We start from the raw sequence: 18,888 nt of genomic DNA, 5'->3' as shown, positions 1-18,888 counted from the left end.
ACTACAGCTCTATTTCAATATCGCCTTTTGCCCGGCAACAGCAGGGCAATATTTCACCCGGTTGAATGAAGGCCAGAGGTTCTGCAATCCAGTCAACCTGTCCCGCCACCAGGCGGGTACGACAGGAGCCGCAGTAGCCTTCACGACACTGATATTCGACTTCAACATCGTGCGACTCGAGTGCGGCAAGTAGGGAAGGATGTTCATCCTGGCACAGCAGTTGTGTGCCAGAGATGCGCAAAGTCACGCGGCCCATCAGAGCTGGAAGTTACTCAGATCGTCAGTATCAACTTCCGAATCGATCTGGCCGACCAGATAAGAGCTGACTTCCACTTCCTGCGGTGCGACCTGGACGTTGTCAGACACCAGCCAGGTATTGATCCAAGGGATCGGGTTAGAGCGTGTCTGGAATGGCAGATCGAGTCCGACAGCCTGCATACGGATGTTGGTGATGTACTCAACGTACTGGCACAGAATGTCTTTATTCAGGCCAATCATTGAGCCATCACGGAACAGATAGTCCGCCCACTCTTTTTCCTGCAGCGCGGCCTGTACGAACAGGTCGTAACATTCTTGTTTGCACTCTTCGGCAATTTCCGCCATCTCCGGATCGTCTACACCGCTGCGCAGAAGGTTCAGCATATGCTGAGTACCGGTCAGATGCAGGGCTTCGTCGCGGGCGATCAGACGAATAATTTTCGCGTTGCCTTCCATCAGTTCACGTTCGGCGAATGCGAAGGAGCAGGCGAAGCTGACATAAAAGCGGATCGCTTCCAGCGCGTTGACGCTCATCAGGCACAGATACAGCTTCTTCTTCAGCTCACGCAGGTTTACGACAACCGTTTTGCCATTAACGGTATGCGTACCTTCACCGAGCAAATGCCAGTAGCTGGTCATCTCGATCAATTCGTCGTAGTAGCTGGAAATACCTTCTGCGCGTTTCTGGATTTGCTCATTAGTGACGATATCGTCAAACACCACCGCCGGATCGTTAACGATATTGCGAATAATATGAGTGTAGGAGCGGGAATGGATTGTTTCAGAAAACGCCCACGTTTCCACCCAGGTTTCCAGTTCAGGGATCGAGATTAACGGCAGCAGCGCGACGTTTGGACTACGTCCCTGAATGGAGTCCAGCAGCGTCTGATACTTCAGGTTGCTGATGAAGATATGTTTTTCATGTTCCGGCAGTGCCTGGAAATCGATACGATCGCGAGAAACATCGACTTCTTCCGGACGCCAGAAGAAAGAGAGTTGCTTTTCGATCAGTTTTTCAAAGATGTCATATTTTTGCTGATCGTAGCGGGCGACGTTCACCGGCTGGCCGAAGAACATCGGTTCCAGAAGCTGATCATTTTTCGTCTGTGAAAAAGTGGTGTATGCCATTGATGTGAATCCTGTCTGGAATGTACTGCCGGATGCGCTTTGCTTATCCGGCCTACAATACCGCGAATTAATTTGTAGGCCGGGTAAGCGCTACGCCACCCGGCAAAAGATTAAATCTTACATGCGCCGCTTTCGCAGCCATCGTCCTGAATGGACGGTACCAGATCGTCCTGAGAGTCTTCCGCACCGTCACGGGTGTTCTGATAATACAGCGTTTTGACACCAAATTTGTAGGCGGTGAGCAGGTCTTTCAGCAACTGCTGCATCGGTACTTTTCCGGACGGGAAGCGCGACGGATCGTAGTTGGTGTTGGCAGAAATCGACTGATCGATAAATTTCTGCATGATACCTACCAGCTGCAGGTAGCCGTCGTTGTTCGGCATTTCCCACAGCAGTTCATATGCGTCGTGCAGGTGTTCGTAGTCCGGCACGACCTGACGCAGAATTCCATCTTTCGATGCTTTGATGCTCACGTAACCGCGTGGTGGTTCAATACCGTTGGTGGCGTTGGAGATCTGCGAAGAGGTCTCGGACGGCATCAGAGCGGAGAGCGTGGAGTTACGCAGACCGTGAGTTTTAATTGATTCGCGCAGGCTTTCCCAGTTGTAATGCAGGGATTCGCTGACGATAGCATCCAGGTCTTTTTTATAGGTATCGATCGGCAGAATGCCTTTCGCATAGGTGGTTTCGTTAAACCACGGGCATGCGCCTTGCTCTTTCGCCAGCTCGTTAGACGCTTTCAGCAGGTAATACTGAATCGCTTCAAAGGTTTTGTGAGTCAGGTTATTGGCGCTGCCGTCAGAGTAGCGTTTACCGTTTTTCGCCAGCCAGTAGGCATAGTTGATAACGCCAATACCCAGCGTACGACGCCCCATCGCACCGCGTTTGGCGGCCGGAATCGGATAATCCTGGTAATCGAGCAACGCATCCAACGCACGTACCGCCAGTACGGCCAATTCTTCCAGTTCGTCCAGACTTTCGATAGCGCCCAGGTTAAATGCGGACAGCGTACACAGAGCGATTTCACCGTTTTCGTCGTTAACGTCGGTCAGCGGTTTGGTCGGCAGGGCGATTTCCAGGCACAGGTTGGACTGGCGCACTGGCGCGACAACCGGATCGAACGGGCTGTGGGTGTTGCAGTGGTCCACGTTCTGAATGTAAATACGGCCGGTAGAGGCACGTTCCTGCATCATCAGTGAGAACAGCTCAACCGCTTTCACGCGCTGTTTGCGGATGCTGTCGTCGTTTTCATATTGGGTATACAGACGTTCGAATTCGTCCTGATCGGCGAAGAACGCATCATACAGGCCCGGAACGTCGGACGGACTGAACAGGGTGATGTCGCCGCCTTTCAGCAGGCGGGTGTACATCAACTTGTTGATTTGTACGCCGTAGTCCATGTGACGAACGCGGTTGCCTTCGACGCCACGGTTGTTTTTCAGGACCAGCAGGCTTTCAACTTCCAGGTGCCACATTGGGTAGAACAGCGTGGCTGCACCGCCGCGTACGCCACCCTGAGAGCAGGATTTCACCGCAGTCTGGAAATGCTTGTAGAACGGAATACAGCCAGTGTGGAACGCTTCACCGCCGCGAATCGGGCTACCCAGCGCACGGATGCGACCGGCGTTAATGCCGATACCGGCACGCTGAGAAACGTATTTCACAATCGCGCTGGAGGTTGCGTTGATGGAGTCAAGGCTGTCGCCGCACTCGATCAGTACGCAGGAGCTGAACTGACGCGTTGGGGTACGCACGCCGGACATAATCGGCGTCGGCAGCGAGATTTTGAACGTAGAAACAGCGTCGTAGAAACGTTTTACATATTGCAGACGTGTTTCACGCGGATAGTTAGAAAACAGGCAGGCTGCTACCAGAATGTAGAGGAACTGTGCGCTTTCATAGATCTCACCGGTAACACGGTTTTGCACCAGATATTTGCCTTCTAACTGCTTCACCGCAGCGTAGGAGAAGGTCATATCACGATCGTGTACGATGAACGAGTCCATCTGCTTGAACTCTTCTTCCGTGTAGTCTTCCAGCAGATGATTGTCGTATTTGCCCATTTCAACCATTTTCACGACATGGTCAAACAGTTTTGGCGGTTCAAACTCGCCGTAGGCTTTTTTGCGCAGATGGAAAATCGCCAGACGGGCGGCCAGATACTGATAATCCGGCGCTTCGCGGGAGATCAGGTCGGCGGCAGCTTTGATGATTGTTTCATGGATATCGGAGGTCTTGATACCGTCATAAAACTGAATGTGGGAGCGCAGCTCGACCTGAGAGATCGATACGTTATTCAGTCCTTCTGCCGCCCAATCCAGAACTCGGTGGATTTTGTCGAGATTGATGCGCTCTGTACTACCATCACGCTTTGTCACCAGCAGACTCTGATTCATGTGGTTTTTTACCTGTCCGTGAAAGAAAAAATATCCCCCATATTATCCACAGAGTCATGTTGTGACTAAGTCTGTGGATAAATACTATATGTAGGGGTTGTTTGATAAAATAGACGCTATATGGTGAGTATTCTAGTAGGGATTCTTTTCAGCACAAGAGTTGATTTTGAGGTTAAATTGAGGTTGCAAAAGGGTGAGAATCGCTAAGTGCGCGTCTTATAAGGCCTGGCGGGGATGTCAATAATTGAGAAAAAAAATAGAAATTTTGATCGAGTGCTGATTTCTTCATCTAAGGTAAGGAAAGTTCTTATGATCTGGCGCAAAAATTGCTGTACCGGTACTACTCAGGATTAGTAGGCGATGCGTAATAACGCAGGCCTGATAAGCGAAACGCCATCAGGCGTCAAAGCCCGGAGTCGTGCCGGATGGCGGCGCTGGCGCGCTTTATCCGGCCTACAATCCAGCGTCATAAGGCCATGAGCGCAGGTTTATTCGCTTTTGGCGGTGGTATGCACCATATAGTTCACATCAACGCCCGGACCGAGTTTGAAGGTGTTGGTGATGGGGTTGTAGTGCAGGCCGGTCATATGACGCTCTTTCAACACGGTCTGGTCAACCCACTCTAACAGTTCAGCGGGCTTAATGAATTTTTTCACATCATGCGTGCCTTTCGGCACCATCCGCAGAATATATTCCGCTCCGACCACCGCCATCAGCCAGGATTTGCCGTTGCGGTTAAGCGTGGAAAAAAAGACTTCGCCGCCCGGTTTAACCAGTCTGGCGCAGGCCCTGACCACCGACTGCGGATCTGGTACGTGCTCCAGCATTTCCATGCAGGTCACAACGTCATACTGATGCGCATGCTTATCCGCATGTTCTTCGACAGTTTCTTGTACGTACTCCACCTGGATGCCGCTCTCCAGCGCATGCAGTTTTGCGACCTGTAACGGTTCAAAGCCCATGTCCAGCCCGGTGACGGTTGCGCCTTCGCGCGCCATGCTTTCCGCCAGAATGCCGCCGCCGCAGCCGACATCGAGAACCTTTTTACCAAACAGGCCGCCTGAGCGTTCAGTAATGTAGCCCAGACGCAGCGGGTTAATACGGTGCAGTGGCTTAAATTCACCCTCAAGATCCCACCAGCGTGACGCGACTGCTTCAAACTTGGCAATTTCTTCATGGTCAACGTTGTGAGTAACCGGGGGTTTTTCGGCATTCATTGGGGCTTCTACTCCTAAATTTGCGATGCAAATGAGTATATCAGCCTGACGGGATGAATAAAGCCTCTGTCAGGGGGAATCCATTTACCTGAATCTTCACGTATGTGTTATAATTTGCGACCTTTGAATCCGGGATACAGTAGAGGGATAGCGGTTAGATGAGCGACCTTGCGAGAGAAATTACACCGGTCAACATTGAGGAAGAGCTGAAGAGCTCCTATCTGGATTATGCGATGTCGGTCATTGTTGGCCGTGCGCTGCCAGACGTCCGAGATGGCCTGAAGCCGGTTCACCGTCGCGTACTTTACGCCATGAACGTATTGGGCAACGACTGGAATAAAGCCTATAAAAAATCTGCCCGTGTCGTTGGTGACGTAATCGGTAAATACCACCCTCATGGTGATATCGCCGTTTACGACACCATTGTTCGTATGGCGCAGCCATTCTCCTTGCGTTACATGCTGGTAGATGGTCAGGGTAACTTTGGTTCTGTCGATGGCGACTCCGCAGCGGCGATGCGTTATACGGAAATCCGTATGTCGAAAATCGCCCATGAGCTGATGGCTGACCTGGAAAAAGAAACGGTTGATTTCGTCGATAACTACGACGGCACCGAACAAATTCCTGATGTCATGCCGACCAAAATTCCTAACCTGCTGGTGAACGGTTCGTCCGGTATCGCGGTAGGTATGGCGACCAACATTCCGCCGCACAACCTGACTGAAGTGATCAACGGCTGTCTGGCATATATTGACGATGAAGACATCAGCATTGAAGGGCTGATGGAACATATTCCGGGTCCGGACTTCCCGACTGCAGCGATCATCAACGGTCGTCGTGGTATCGAAGAAGCCTACCGTACCGGTCGTGGCAAAGTGTACATTCGCGCACGCGCGGAAGTCGAAGCAGATGCCAAAACGGGTCGTGAAACCATCATCGTCCACGAAATTCCGTATCAGGTAAACAAAGCGCGCCTGATCGAGAAAATCGCCGAACTGGTAAAAGACAAACGCGTAGAAGGCATCAGCGCGCTGCGTGACGAGTCTGACAAAGACGGTATGCGCATCGTGATTGAAGTGAAACGCGATGCGGTCGGGGAAGTGGTTCTGAACAACCTTTACTCCCAGACCCAATTGCAGGTTTCCTTCGGTATCAACATGGTTGCATTGCACCATGGCCAGCCGAAGATCATGAACCTGAAAGATATTATTGCCGCGTTCGTACGTCACCGCCGTGAAGTCGTAACTCGTCGTACTATTTTTGAACTGCGTAAAGCCCGCGACCGTGCGCACATCCTTGAAGCGCTGGCAATTGCGCTGGCGAACATCGATCCGATCATTGAACTGATCCGTCGTGCGCCGACCCCGGCAGAAGCGAAAGCCGCGCTGGTTGCGCGTTCGTGGGAACTGGGCAACGTTTCCGCCATGCTGGAACGTGCTGGTGATGACGCCGCGCGTCCTGAATGGCTGGAGCCGGAATTTGGCGTGCGTGACGGTCAGTACTATCTGACTGAACAGCAGGCTCAGGCTATTCTGGATCTGCGTTTGCAGAAACTGACCGGCCTTGAGCACGAAAAACTGCTCGACGAATACAAAGAGCTGCTGGAACAGATCGCTGAACTGCTGCACATTCTGGGCAGCGCAGATCGTCTGATGGAAGTTATCCGTGAAGAGATGGAGCTGATTCGTGAACAGTTCGGTGACGCTCGTCGGACCGAAATTACCGCGAACAGCGCTGACATCAACATCGAAGATCTGATTAACCAGGAAGATGTTGTCGTGACCTTGTCTCATCAGGGCTACGTGAAATATCAGCCGTTAACCGATTACGAAGCGCAGCGTCGTGGCGGTAAAGGCAAATCTGCAGCACGCATTAAAGAAGAAGACTTTATCGACCGCCTGCTGGTGGCCAACACCCATGACACGATCCTCTGCTTCTCCAGCCGTGGTCGTCTGTACTGGATGAAGGTTTATCAACTGCCGGAAGCGAGCCGTGGTGCGCGTGGACGTCCAATCGTTAACCTGCTACCGCTGGAAGCGAACGAACGTATCACCGCAATTCTGCCGGTACGCGAGTACGAAGAGGGCGTCAACGTCTTCATGGCAACCGCCAGCGGTACCGTGAAGAAAACGGCATTGACCGAATTCAGCCGTCCGCGTTCTGCCGGTATTATCGCCGTCAACCTGAACGAAGGCGACGAACTGATTGGCGTTGATCTGACGTCCGGTAATGACGAAGTTATGCTGTTCTCTGCTGCCGGTAAAGTGGTGCGTTTTAAAGAGAACGCAGTTCGCGCGATGGGTCGTACGGCGACCGGTGTTCGCGGGATCAAACTGGCCGGTGAAGACTCCGTTGTTTCCCTGATCGTTCCACGCGGTGAAGGGGCAATCCTGACCGTCACGCAGAACGGTTACGGTAAGCGTACAGCGGAAAGCGAATACCCAACCAAGTCTCGTGGCACGCAGGGTGTTATCTCCATCAAAGTCACCGAGCGTAATGGCTCCGTTGTTGGCGCAGTACAGGTTGAAGATACCGACCAGATCATGATGATCACCGATGCAGGTACGCTGGTACGTACTCGCGTGTCGGAAATCAGCGTGGTAGGGCGTAATACCCAGGGTGTTATCCTTATCCGTACTGCGGAAGACGAAAACGTTGTGGGTCTGCAACGCGTTGCTGAACCGGTTGATGATGAAGAGCTCGACTCCATTGACGGAAGTGCAGCTGAAGGTGACGAGGATATCGCGCCTGAAGCGGAAAGCGATGACGATGCAGCGGATGACGCTGAAGAGTAATTAAAACGTAATAAGAAGGGCCGGAGAACTCCGGCCCTTTTTTTTAGTTCATGCGCTCCACGATCATCGCGATTCCCTGACCGCCGCCAATGCACAGCGTGGCAAGTCCAAGCGTTTGATCCCGTGCCTGTAGCGCATGTAGCAGCGTAACCAGAATTCGCGCACCGCTGGCACCAATAGGATGTCCCAGCGCAATTGCCCCGCCGTTGACGTTAACCTTTTGCGGATCGAACCCCAGCGTTTTGCCGACGGCAAGGAACTGCGCGGCAAAGGCTTCGTTGGCTTCAATAAGATCGATATCGGACAGTTGCAGCCCGCTCAGTTGTAACGCTTTTTGGGTGGCTGGAACCGGCCCCATTCCCATCATAGCAGGTGCCACGCCGCCGCTGGCCCAGGCTTTGATCCGCGCCAGCGGTTTTAACCCTGCCGCCAGTGCCGCAGACTCTTCCATTATCACTAATGCCGCCGCGCCGTCGTTAATCCCTGAAGCGTTACCTGCGGTGACGCTTCCTGCTTTATCGAAGGCAGGACGTAAGGCGGCGAGACCTTCTGCCGTCGAGTCAGCTTTGGGGAATTCGTCACGATCAAAAATTATGGTTTTCTTCCGTGATGACACGCTCACGGGCACGATTTCAGCCTGAAATGCGCCAGATTCGATTGCGGCAACGGCTTTACGCTGTGACTGCAGAGCCAGTTCATCCTGCATTTCGCGGCTGATGCCATACTCTTTGGCAACATTTTCTGCGGTGATCCCCATATGGTAACCATGCTCGGCGCAGATCAGTCCATCGCGCAGAATGACGTCAGACAATTGCCCGTCGCCAAGGCGATATCCCCAACGGGCTTTCGCGTCTAACAGGTAGGGGGCCAGGCTCATGTTTTCCATCCCCCCCGCGACGATCGCCTGGGCTTGTCCCGCTTTGATTGCCTGGGCGGCAAGCGCCACGCTTTTCAGACCAGAGCCGCACACTTTGTTAACGGTAAAGCCGCAAATGGTGTCGGACAGACCGCTTTTTAATAATGCCTGACGCGCCGGGTTTTGCCCGAGCCCTGACTGCAACACGTTGCCCATAATCACCTCGTCCACGCGCTGTGGGTCAAGGTGAGCGCGTTCAAGAGCGGCTCTAATGACGGTTGCTCCAAGCTCGACGGCCCCCGTAGTTGCCAGTGCGCCGTTAAAACTGCCGATTGCGGTACGAGCCGCGCTGACGATGACACAGTTTTTCATTTTTCAGTTCCTTTAAATAAGAGGTTGCCGTCAGAACAAGGTCAATCCAATAACAAAAATGACGCCGGAGAAGAGCAGGGCGGTGATGCAGTACCCCATGATGTCGCGTACCCCCAATCCGGCGATGGCCAGAGCAGGGAGTGCCCAGAACGGCTGTGCCATATTCATCCATTGCTCTCCGTAGGCGATGGCCATGACAGATTTGCCAAGATCGGCACCCAGAGCTTGAGCGGCAGGCATGACGAACGGTCCCTGAATAACCCAATGGCCACCGCCGGATGGCACGGCAAAGTTAATCAGTGCTGAACTGAAGAAGGTCATCAGCGGGAAGGTATCTTTGTTGGCAACGTTGATGAAAAACTCGGTAATGAGCCCACCGAGACCGGAGTGCTCCATCATCAACTGAATGCCCGCGTAGAAGGGGAATTGCACCAGAATTCCGGCGGTGCTCCGTGCGGCAGCGCTGACCGCGCGCATATAGGCCATCGGCGTTTTGTGCAGCAGCAGACCGGCAATCATAAACATCAGGTTGACGGTATTGATGGTGATGTTGAAACCTTTCTCGGCAAAGTAGATGCCCAGATAGGCAATGCCTAATGCCCCGATGATCAGCGCCAGAATGCGGCTCTCTTCCAGTTTTTCAGATGGTGGCGCATCTGGCGGCAGTTTCTTCTGAAAATCTGCTTCTTCCAGTAACAGTTTTGGATCGATGCTCACCACGTCTGAAGGTTTTGGCGTCATCATGCGTGTAATGAACGGCATCACCACAATTAGCGCCACGGTGATGAAGATATTGAAGCCGGTGAAGAGAGTATCCGCGACAGGAATCAGGCCCGCTACGTGCTCGACCGGGTTACCGGGCGTTGCCGCCAGCAAAGGCATTGAGCCAGAGAAACCGCCACCCCAGGTCAAAAACCCGATATAAGCGCAGGCAATCAATAACGGATAATCGGAACCCGGTACCCGACGGGCGACTTCGCGGGCGAACATCGCCCCGACCACCAGACCAAATCCCCAGTTAATCACGCAGGCCACCGAACCAAAAAAAGTGACCAACATTACGCCCTGTGCGGGGGTTTTGGCGGCAGATGCCGCCGTACGCAGCAGGCTTTTCACCGGCCCGGAACTGGCTAACGCATGGCCGGTTACGATGATCAGCGCCATCTGCATACCAAACGCCAGCAGGTTCCAGAAACCGTCACCCCAGAACTTCACCATGCTGATGGGCGTCTGCGGCGTTAACCATAACGCGATGCCAAAGGTCAGCAACGTTAACAACATGGCGAAAATCAGCGGATCGGGCAGCCAGCGGCTGACCACCCGCGTCATAAAGCGAGCGATGCGGCCAATCATGCGTCACCTCGCAGGATGCGAAGATCGTCGGCAATATCAAAATGGGCTTCGGTTTTTTCACGCAGCGTGGCGATGTCGCATCCTTCGACGACTTCAGTCAGCCACATCTTGCCGTCAATAAAGCGAAATACGGCAAGCTCAGTGACCAGCATGTGCACAGCATGTTGCGCAGTAAGCGGCATGGTGCATTGACGCAGGATTTTCGCTGAGCCGTCTTTCGCGCAATGTTCCATGGCGATAATGACTTTACGCGCACCGGTTACCAGATCCATTGCGCCACCCATGCCGGGTACCATTTTTCCGGGAACCACCCAGTTGGCGAGGTTAGCCTGCTCATCGACCTGCAGCCCGCCAAGCACACAGGCATCAACGTGACCGCCGCGAATCAACGCAAATGACATGGCGCTATCAAACATCGCCGCGCCCGGCAAAATACCGCACGGTTGACCGCCCGCGTTCACCAGGTCAGGATGCGCGGTGGTGACAGGACCCAGTCCCAGAAAACCGTTCTCGGATTGCAGCGTAATGTGAATATCCGCGGGCAAATAATTGGCTACCATGGTTGGCAGGCCGATACCTAAGTTAACGATATCGCCATCGCGAAGCTCTTGCGCCACACGGCGCGCAATACGTTGTTTAGCATCCATGATTAGCTCTCCTGTGGAATGACGATATGGTCGATAACGGCGCCGGGGGTAACAATCTGGTCAGGCTGCAGCTCACCTGTTTCAACCATTTCATCCGGTTCAACCAGCGTGATGTCAGCGGCGAGAGTAATTAGAGGGTTAAAGTTACGGGCGCTGAGCTGATAGGTGAGGTTGCCAAGCATGTCAGCCCGGTGGGCGCGAATAAGCGCTAAATCGGCGCGCAATGGGCGTTCAAGCAGCCAGGTTTTACCCTCGAGCGTCATGGTCTGTTTGCCATCTTCCACGACGGTGCCGACGCCGGTGGGCGTCAGAAAGCCGCCAAGACCCGCGCCGCCGCAGCGGATTTGCTCGATCAGGGTACCTTGCGGAACCAGTTGAACGTCCATTTCACCGGCGATCATGCGGCGACCCGTTTCCGGGTTGGTGCCAATGTGTGAGGCAATCACTTTGCTGACCCGCCCATTGACGATCAGGGGGCCGATACCGGTATCGACAAAGGCGGTATCGTTAGCAATTAGCGTCAGATCCCGGACGCCGGATTCCAGCAGGGCTTCAACCAGACGAGGTGGTGTGCCAACCCCCATAAAACCACCGACCATGATGGTCATGCCGTCACGAAAGAAGCCCGCAGCGTCTTGTAAGGTAATCAGTTTTGTTTTCATTATGTTTCCCTTTTTGCATACTCCATTTTGGGTACGTTCAGGGAATTGCAAGCAGGGTGCCAGAATGATAAAGGTGAAATGAGATTATTTAACGCATTGAAATTAAATGATAATTTTTCTTATTTTGCTGGGGGGAAGATGAGGGGACTATGCAGAGTTTTGCGCAGTGTGCAAAATTCTGCATAGCAAATTAGCGTATCAGGAACCCGATGGGTCGATGCCGTACTCTTGTAATTTATACATCAGAGCGCGACGGCTAATCCCCAGCATCAACGCCGTGCGGGTACGATTGCCGTCCTGATTATCGAGGACTTCGAGGATAATGCGTTTTTCTTCACGCTTAATCTCTTCTTTCAGATTGCGTTCCCCGGAGTAAGTTGGTTTTGTCTCTGTCATTGCGCTAACCGGGCTGCGGAACGGGTCGGGGAGATCGTCGGCAAAGATCACCGCGCCGGTATTCATCACAACTGCACGCTCGATGACGTTTGACAGTTCGCGAATATTACCCGGCCAGGGCCAGGCGGTGAGAATCGACATCGCCGTCGGGTCGATCTCGATAATATCTCGCTGATTTTCAGAGCTGAATTTTTGTAAAAAATGGTTCGCTAATAAGGCAATGTCTTCCCGACGCTCGCGTAAGGGAGGCAAAGTCAGATGGATAACGTTGAGTCGGTAAAACAGATCTTCGCGAAACGTTCCTTCCTTCACCATCGTTTGCAGGCAGCGGTTAGTGGCGGCGACGATACGAATATCAACGCGAATGGTCTGGTGCCCGCCGATGCGTTCAAACTCTCTCTCCTGCAAAATACGCAGCAGTTTGGCCTGCAGCACCAGCGGCATCTCACCAATTTCATCAAGCAATAACGTTCCCTGATGAGCGCGTTCGAACAACCCCTGGCGCAACGTCTGCGCCCCGGTAAACGCGCCTTTTTCGTGACCAAACAGCTCGCTTTCCAGCAGCGATTCCGGCAGGGCGGCACAGTTGATTTTGATAAACGGGCCGTTGGCGCGTTTGCTGTTGTAGTGAATGGCGCGGGCGATCAGCTCTTTTCCTGTGCCACTTTCACCGCTTATCAGGACATTTGCCTGTGAGAGGGCGATTTTCGCCGTGTCTTTACAGATATCCATCATTCGTGGGCTGTTGGTCAGAATATGTCCCCATTGCCAGCTGGTGCTCAACGCTTTATGCAGATTGCGGATTTCCTGTTTCATCTCCTGCAGTTGCAATGCGCGTTGAATCACCATGCTTAGCTCGTCGAGATCAAAGGGCTTAATCACGTAGTCGAATGCGCCGCTGCGCAGAGCTTCTACTGCGGTTTCCACTTCGGCGTAGGCGGTCATCAGAATGACGGGGATCCGTGGTTGCTGCGCACGCATGACTTTCAGTGCGTCGATGCCATCCATTTCCGGCATACGAATATCCATCAGCACCACATCTGGCTGCGTTTCGCTAAACAGGCTCAGCGCAGCTTTCCCGTCGCTGGCACAATGCGTTTCATGCCCTTGCAGGGAAAATGCTGTAGCAAGCATACGGCGAACATTGTCTTCATCATCCACGATGAGAATACGGTAGGTCGTTTTCATTCTGACGGATTTCCCTGCGGGTTAAGAGGCAACATCAGGGTGAATATCGCCCCGCAGCCAGGCTGGCTGGTTACGTGGATATCCCCCTGATGCGCGTTGATGATGCGCTGGCTCAGCGCCAGTCCAAGTCCGGTGCCGGATGCTTTTGTCGTAAAAAAGGGATCGAATATTTTCTTCTGGATGGCGAGTTCGATACCGTTGCCATTATCTTCAATCATCACGGCCTGTTGCGAGGCAGAGTATTGCCAGGTGCGAATTTCTCCTCGTGCAGCGATCGCCTGTACCGCATTGATTAAAATATTGAGGACCACCTGTTTGAGAAGCTCGCGATCGGCGACGATCGGCGGCAGGCTGGGATCTAATTCCGTTATAAAGGCGATCCGTGCCTGAAGGCCAGCGGTTTGCACCAGAATTAGCGTTTCTTCAATTAGCGCATTGAGCTGGATCTGTTGCCACTGGCTTTGTCGCGGTCGCGAGAAATCTAACAGTTGTTGAATAACTTTATTGATGGAATCAATTTCATTAAGCACAACAGATAAATATTCCTGATGCTCCGGCAGAGAGGTTTGCTGGCGGATGATCTGGACGTAGCCACGGATTGCGGTCAGCGGATTTCTCACTTCATGTGCGACGCCGGCCATCAGCTCACCTAAGGTGGCAAGCCTTTCAGTTTGCGCCAGCCGACGCTGGGTCTCTTTACGCGCGGTTAAATCGGAGAAAATAACCAGTGCGCCAATCAGCTCGCCGTGGGCGTTATGGATCCTGCTCGTGGTGACGCTGATTTCAATAGTGCGTTCACGTCCCGGAAAGCTAATCTCCTGGGCTACATGTTCAGTACCGTGCTCAAGGGTGTCCAGTACCGGACTATAAAACTGCGTGTTGGCAAAGAGCGTCGCGTAAGACTGTCCAACCAGTTCATGCAGCGTATAGCCGGTTATCTGCTCTGCCGCCGGGTTCATGGTGGTGACGTCACCCTGTCTGTCGATGGCAATCACGCCGTCGGCAGCATTTTCAATAATCAGATCGTTAAGGGTTTTGGTTTCTCGTAGCGTTTGCGCCAGCGCATTGACGCTACGGCTGATTTGTCCCAACTCGCCGGGGAGTTCAGGCAATCGGGCAGGCGTTTTTTGTGCCAGCGTTGAGAGTCCATCGGTGATAATGTCGATATTCGCACTGAGGCGGCGTGAAAAATGCACGATGAGCAGCAGGCTACAGATGAGCCCGGCAACCAGGACAGCAATAATTCTGACGTCCATTTTCCAGGCCTGTTGGCGGATATCTTCCGTCAGTTCATTGGCCCAGATATAGCCAATAACTTCACCCTGGCGCTCTATGGGGATCATGGAGTTGAGTATATCGCCGCGTACTTGTCGCCCTGAATAGACCACTGGCGAGTTGCTACTCATCACTTCGCGTCCGGGATGATCCTCGGTGATGGTAATACCGACGTTGCTTTGGTAGAGCGCAGAGGGGGCATAGGTGATAATGGCATCCAGCGCTTTGTGGTAATACCCTGCGCCAATGCCGGGAAACGCCTGCGTAATCCGTTCGGTGACGGGGCCCAACTCATGATTAAGCGCGCGAATACGCGCTTCACGCGGCAGGTCAGGGTAGTGACTGAAGCGGTCGCCTAGCGCATCGTTTAGCAGGGTTATCACCGATGAAAGTTTTTTCTCTTTTTCAGATAAGACTGCTGAACGGCCTTCAGTTTCTACGATATAGCCTATAGATATCGTCGGAATGATGACCATCAGAATGGCCATCATGATCATTTGGTTGCGTAATCGTCGTGGGTATAACCGACGAGCCAGCCATCTCAGGTCGCGCATTCTGACATCCGTGCAGTGTTTTTCAGGCAAACGACGATTATCACGGGTTAAGACAATGGTTTCAGAGCGGTGTATCATATTCCCGTAAAGAGAGGGCATTGCGACGCCGGACATTTACCGCTACCTTAACCACACTCTATTAATGCCCTGAGGCGGAGCTTCGCCCCTTTGAAATACCTTGCTTCCGTTCATTCAACCCTAAAAGTCTCACGCTACCTGTTCAGAGCGTTGGCGCTCGTTATCTGGTGTCTGATTGCGTTTGCCTCCGTGTTCTACATTGTGAATGCGCTGCACCAGCGAGAGTCTGAAATCCATCAGGAGCTTAATCTCAGTTCCGATCAGGCCCAACGTTACATTCAGCGCACCTCTGATGTGATTAAAGAGCTGAAATATATTGCCGAAAATCGCTTAACGGCGGAAAACGGCGTGATGTCGTTGCGGGCGCGAGACGATAAAACCGTCGTGCCTAATTTTGAGCCGCTGTTTGCCGACTCCGACTGTTCCGTAATGGGCAACGCCTGGCGAGGTTCTCTGGAATCACTGGCATGGTTTATGCGCTATTGGCGCGACAACTTTTCCGCCGCTTATGATTTAAATCGAGTGTTCCTGATCGGCAGCGACAACCTCTGTATGGCCAATTTTGGTTTGCGTGATATGCCCGTCGAACGAGACGAGGCCCTGAAGGCTCTGCATGAGCGCATTATTAAGTATCGCAATGCTACGCAAGAAGAAAACGGCAACAACTTGTTCTGGATTAGCCAGGGACCGCGTCCGGGAGTAGGGTATTTCTATGCACTGACGCCGGTTTACCTCGCCAATCGTCTCCAGGCGCTGTTGGGCGTAGAGCAACCTATTCGCATGGAGAATTTCTTCACGCCGGGCAGTTTACCGATGGGCGTGACCATCTTCGACGAAAATGGCCATGCGCTAATTTCTCTCACCGGCCCTGAAGGGAATATTAAGGCTGAGCCCCACTGGATGCAGGAGCGCTCCTGGTTTGGTTACACGCCGGGTTTCCGCGAGCTGGTATTGAAGAAAAATCTGCCTCCGTCCTCCCTGAGCATCGTGTACTCCGTTCCTGTCGACCTGGTACTGGAGCGGATCCGCATGATGATCCTGAACGCTATCTTGCTGAACGTGCTGGTCGGGGCGGCATTGTTTATGCTCACGCGCATGTATGAACGGCGCATTTTTATTCCAGCGGAAAGTGATGCTCAGCGGCTGGAAGAACATGAGCAGTTTAACCGTAAAATCGTGGCTTCTGCGCCGGTAGGTATTTGTATTCTGCGCACGATGGATGGCATTAATATCCTGAGTAACGAACTGGCGCACACCTATCTGAACATGCTGACGCATGAAGACCGTCAGCGGTTAACGCAAATTATTTGCGGCCAACAGGTCAATTTTGTTGATGTGCTGACCAGCAACAATACCAATCTGCAAATCAGCTTTGTGCACTCGCGCTATCGTAATGAAAACGTGGCAATTTGTGTCCTTGTTGATGTCAGTGCGCGCGTTAAAATGGAAGAGTCGTTGCAGGAGATGGCACAGGCGGCGGAACAGGCTAGCCAGTCAAAATCGATGTTCCTTGCGACGGTGAGCCATGAGCTACGTACACCGCTGTATGGCATTATCGGTAACCTTGATTTGTTGCAAACCAAAGAGTTACCGAGTGGGGTGGATCGTCTGGTAACGGCGATGAATAACTCTTCCAGCCTGCTGCTGAAAATTATCAGCGATATTCTCGACTTCTCAAAGATTGAATCTGAACAGCTGAAGATTGAACCGCGAGAGTTTTCACCGCGTGAAGTTATGAACCATATTACGGCTAACTATTTGCCGCTGGTGGTCCGCAAGCAGTTGGGGTTGTACTGCTTTATCGATCCGGATGTGCCTGTGGCGCTGAATGGCGATCCGATGCGTTTACAACAGGTGATTTCTAATCTACTGAGTAACGCAATCAAGTTTACCGATACCGGTTGTATTGTGTTGCACGTGCAGTGCAGCGGCGACTACCTGAGCATTCGAGTGCGTGATACGGGTGTAGGGATCCCTGCCAAAGAGGTGGTTCGGTTGTTCGATCCTTTCTTCCAGGTGGGGACTGGCGTACAGCGTAATTTCCAGGGTACGGGACTTGGTTTGGCGATCTGTGAAAAACTGATCAGCATGATGGATGGGGATATTTCCGTCGATTCCGAGCCGGGAATGGGGAGCCAGTTTACGCTGCGTATTCCGCTTTATGGCGCACAGTATCCGCTGAAAAAGGGTGTTGAAGGATTGGCTGGCACGCGTTGCTGGCTGGCAGTACGTAATGCGTCACTGTACCATTTTCTCGAATCCAGCCTGACGCGCAATGGGATGACGGTGCTGCGATATGAGGGACAACAGCCCGATGCGGATGACCTGTTGGTGGCCGACGATGTGCTGGAACAGGCCTGGCAGGGGCGAGCAGCGGTGATTTTCTGCCGCCGACATATTGGCATTCCGCTGGAAAGAGAGCCTGGAGAATGGGTACACAGCGTGGCGTCACCGCACGAACTGCCTGCGCTGTTGGCACATATCTACAGTGTAGAGTTGGGGAGTGAAGAGCTCTCCACGGCGTTGCCAACCCCGGATAAAGCCGGTGCGACGAACGATGACATGATGATCCTGGTTGTTGACGATCACCCTATAAACCGGCGCTTACTGGCCGATCAATTGGGATCGTTGGGATATCAGTGTAAAACCGCGAATGACGGTGTGGATGCGCTCAATGTGCTCAGCAAAAATCATATCGACATTGTGCTGAGTGACGTCAACATGCCAAACATGGATGGTTATCGCCTGACCCAGCGTATCCGCCAGTTAGGGTTAACGCTGCCGGTTGTCGGCGTGACGGCCAACGCGCTGGCCGAAGAGAAGCAGCGTTGCCTGGAATCGGGTATGGATAGCTGTCTGTCTAAGCCAGTGACATTGGATGTATTGAAGCAAACGCTGACGGTCTATGCGGAAAGGGTGAGGAAGGCGCGGGAATAACAGATGCCGGATGGCGGCGCTTGCCTTATCCGGCCTACGGAACACGCACCACGCAGTGTCATTCGTAGGCCTGATAAACGGCGTGCCATCAGGCACTTTGGTGTTAAAAGAATTACTCTTTGTCTGAGGGACTCAGCGTTACGGAAGAGAGGTAATTCAACAGGGCGATATCGTTTTCCACACCGAGTTTCATCATTGCCGACTTTTTCTGGCTGCTGATGGTTTTAATACTGCGGTTGAGTTTTTTCGCGATTTCAGTAACCAGGAAACCTTCGGCAAACAGACGCAGAACTTCACTCTCTTTCGGTGACAGACGTTTGTCGCCGTAGCCGCTGGCGCTGATTTTTTCCAGCAGACGAGACACGCTTTCCGGGGTGAATTTCTTACCTTTCTGCAGTGCGGCAAGCGCTTTAGGCAGATCGGTTGGCGCACCTTGCTTCAGTACGATCCCTTCAATATCGAGATCCAGTACCGCGCTCAGAATAGCCGGATTGTTGTTCATGGTCAGAACGATAATCGACAGGCTCGGGAAATGACGCTTGATATATTTAATTAACGTGATCCCATCACCGTATTTATCTCCCGGCATGGAGAGGTCGGTAATCAACACATGCGCATCCAACTTAGGCAAATTGTTGATCAGTGCAGTGGAGTCTTCAAATTCGCCGACAACATTTACCCACTCGATTTGCTCAAGTGATTTACGAATACCGAACAGTACAATCGGGTGGTCATCGGCAATAATTACGTTCATAGTGTTCATGTATTGGGCTACC

At 52.7% G+C, this 18,888-nt stretch carries 13 protein-coding genes; 2 read left to right on the top strand and 11 right to left on the bottom strand.

Annotation, left to right across the window (positions count from 1 at the left end):
* Position 1 precedes the first annotated feature (1 nt).
* From yfaE to ubiG, 4 genes are all read right to left on the bottom strand, one after another.
* Positions 2–256: a ferredoxin-like diferric-tyrosyl radical cofactor maintenance protein YfaE gene (yfaE, locus tag OGV74_RS14810; RefSeq protein WP_003027609.1), complete on the bottom strand. Its 255-nt coding sequence runs from the start codon at positions 254–256 to the stop codon at positions 2–4.
* Positions 256–1,386, bottom strand: coding sequence for a class Ia ribonucleoside-diphosphate reductase subunit beta (gene nrdB, locus OGV74_RS14805; RefSeq protein ID WP_003027605.1), 1,131 nt, complete (start codon positions 1,384–1,386; stop codon positions 256–258). Before nrdB ends, yfaE begins: the two co-directional genes overlap by 1 nt.
* Positions 1,387–1,496: 110 nt before the next feature.
* A complete protein-coding gene (nrdA, locus tag OGV74_RS14800; protein WP_003027604.1) occupies positions 1,497–3,782 on the bottom strand; it encodes a class 1a ribonucleoside-diphosphate reductase subunit alpha in 2,286 nt (761 codons plus the stop codon).
* Positions 3,783–4,270: 488 nt separating this feature from the next.
* The gene (gene ubiG / locus OGV74_RS14795) at positions 4,271–4,999 is read right to left on the bottom strand and encodes a bifunctional 2-polyprenyl-6-hydroxyphenol methylase/3-demethylubiquinol 3-O-methyltransferase UbiG (protein WP_003027601.1); all 729 of its coding nucleotides are present in this window, start codon (positions 4,997–4,999) and stop codon (positions 4,271–4,273) included.
* A gap of 158 nt (positions 5,000–5,157) precedes the next feature.
* Here ubiG and gyrA point away from each other — a divergent pair, with 158 nt between their 5' ends.
* Positions 5,158–7,794, top strand: coding sequence for a DNA topoisomerase (ATP-hydrolyzing) subunit A (gyrA, locus tag OGV74_RS14790; RefSeq protein ID WP_044701169.1), 2,637 nt, complete (start codon positions 5,158–5,160; stop codon positions 7,792–7,794).
* Between the two features lie 43 nt (positions 7,795–7,837).
* On the opposite strand, the gene OGV74_RS14785 is transcribed toward gyrA, so the two are convergent.
* The 6 genes from OGV74_RS14785 to atoS form a co-directional block, all read right to left on the bottom strand.
* The gene (locus OGV74_RS14785; RefSeq protein ID WP_086504363.1) at positions 7,838–9,022 is read right to left on the bottom strand and encodes an acetyl-CoA C-acetyltransferase; all 1,185 of its coding nucleotides are present in this window, start codon (positions 9,020–9,022) and stop codon (positions 7,838–7,840) included.
* Positions 9,023–9,052: 30 nt separating this feature from the next.
* Positions 9,053–10,375 (bottom strand): TIGR00366 family protein, encoded by a 1,323-nt coding sequence (locus tag OGV74_RS14780; protein WP_048218308.1) that lies wholly within the window; start codon positions 10,373–10,375, stop codon positions 9,053–9,055.
* Positions 10,372–11,022 (bottom strand): 3-oxoacid CoA-transferase subunit B, encoded by a 651-nt coding sequence (locus tag OGV74_RS14775; RefSeq protein WP_048218305.1) that lies wholly within the window; start codon positions 11,020–11,022, stop codon positions 10,372–10,374. The genes OGV74_RS14780 and OGV74_RS14775 overlap by 4 nt, the downstream gene beginning before the upstream one ends.
* A 2-nt stretch (positions 11,023–11,024) precedes the next feature.
* Positions 11,025–11,684: an acetate CoA-transferase subunit alpha gene (atoD, locus tag OGV74_RS14770; protein WP_086504362.1), complete on the bottom strand. Its 660-nt coding sequence runs from the start codon at positions 11,682–11,684 to the stop codon at positions 11,025–11,027.
* Between the two features lie 198 nt (positions 11,685–11,882).
* Positions 11,883–13,268 (bottom strand): acetoacetate metabolism transcriptional regulator AtoC, encoded by a 1,386-nt coding sequence (gene atoC / locus OGV74_RS14765; protein ID WP_048218299.1) that lies wholly within the window; start codon positions 13,266–13,268, stop codon positions 11,883–11,885.
* Positions 13,265–15,097: a two-component system sensor histidine kinase AtoS gene (gene atoS, locus OGV74_RS14760; RefSeq protein ID WP_286521035.1), complete on the bottom strand. Its 1,833-nt coding sequence runs from the start codon at positions 15,095–15,097 to the stop codon at positions 13,265–13,267. The genes atoC and atoS overlap by 4 nt, the downstream gene beginning before the upstream one ends.
* A gap of 168 nt (positions 15,098–15,265) precedes the next feature.
* Here atoS and rcsC point away from each other — a divergent pair, with 168 nt between their 5' ends.
* On the top strand, positions 15,266–18,112 hold the full coding sequence (gene rcsC / locus OGV74_RS14755) for a two-component system sensor histidine kinase RcsC (protein WP_086504361.1): 2,847 nt from the start codon (positions 15,266–15,268) through the stop codon (positions 18,110–18,112).
* Positions 18,113–18,224: 112 nt separating this feature from the next.
* Here the strand turns inward: rcsC and rcsB are convergent, their stop codons facing one another.
* Positions 18,225–18,875 (bottom strand): response regulator transcription factor RcsB, encoded by a 651-nt coding sequence (gene rcsB, locus OGV74_RS14750; RefSeq protein WP_003027592.1) that lies wholly within the window; start codon positions 18,873–18,875, stop codon positions 18,225–18,227.
* Between the last annotated feature and the right edge of the window lie 13 nt (positions 18,876–18,888).

The organism is Citrobacter sp. Cf116, from assembly GCF_030336505.1.
Classification (GTDB): Bacteria; Pseudomonadota; Gammaproteobacteria; order Enterobacterales; family Enterobacteriaceae; genus Citrobacter; species Citrobacter freundii.
This window is presented reverse-complemented; position numbering and strand designations above follow the sequence as displayed.